2 protein-coding genes are annotated in these 1058 nt (G+C 32.1%); one reads left to right on the forward strand and one right to left on the reverse strand.

Annotated features, from left to right (window positions below; translation table 11 throughout):
* Positions 1-352: hypothetical protein (locus Q5O30_RS00110; protein ID WP_302674475.1), on the forward strand; the 352-nt coding region annotated here is incomplete at its 5' end.
* A 514-nt stretch (positions 353-866) separates the two neighbouring features.
* Here the strand turns inward: Q5O30_RS00110 and Q5O30_RS00115 are convergent.
* Positions 867-1058 (reverse strand): hypothetical protein (locus tag Q5O30_RS00115; protein WP_302674476.1); only part of this gene is annotated, 192 nt, incomplete at its 5' end.

A 1058-nucleotide genomic window follows, 5' to 3' on the forward strand; every position in this document is an offset into this window, starting at 1 on the left:
AAAAATCGCTAGTGCGACAGCCCCTTCATACCTTGGAATTATGGAAAGAAACGATACCCTCCAGCAGACATTTCATATGGTAAAACAGTCACTATCACTAAAGGATTATATTACCGCTGAAAATATACTACAATTTGCACTTGATATAATCACTGACTATATTGGATGCAATAATCTTGATTACACAACCGGAATGTTTTATCAAGGTATTATTTCCCTTAATAAAAAAGACTATAAGAATTCCGCTTCTGCATTTGACATTTCACATAGCCTTTTTAAACAATATCTTGGCGATGATCATGAATATACCATATTTACTAAAAAATATCTCTATTTACCTATTTTGCAATGATATCTTTCATTAATTGCCACACAAACAATTACAGGTCGATATCACACTCTGTTCCACTCCTATCCTCAACAAAAATCCTTCTTGTTCATTTAATATTTTCTTTATTTTAAATTCTTGTATTTTTGTAAGTGGGACAGAAAAAGCGATATCTTTGTCTTGAAAATTTTTTGACATAATTCTATAATACAAATCTTAAATAAAAATCTGCCACTCTTCCAGTTCACTGTCCAAAGGTTTTTCATAGATTAAGCTTGATATCCTGCCCACTTTGTTCGTTTTGACACATTCATCTCTGCCAACATATTTTTCCCAAGTATTGATGTTTTCCCTCCAGTGACAACTCCTTCTTTGCCTGAAGAGCCTAGGGATTTTATATCAGTTTATCATACATTATTTAGTGTTACAAAAATGCCCGCAACGCCTTTGTTAATCAGGCATTGCGAGCAATATAACACTTTATGATTTTTTATGATAAACTGTAAAACGTTCATGTATTTGTGAAATAATTTTAGGTTTAAAATATTGCCTTATACTCATTATCTTTAATATAATTTTTCATAAGCTTAAACAGCTTTGGGCTAATCAGTATTCTCTGCTCTCTGTCATAATATACTTTAGTCTTGTACACGTCGTGTGCTGAAAAATCTATTAGCTCACGTAATTCGAATTTTTCAGGATGATAGCCCTTTGGAATATCGTATAAGGC

This window comes from Eubacterium sp. CAG:161, from assembly GCF_000432355.1.
In the GTDB taxonomy this organism is placed as follows: domain Bacteria; phylum Bacillota; class Clostridia; order Lachnospirales; family Lachnospiraceae; genus Eubacterium_G; species Eubacterium_G segne.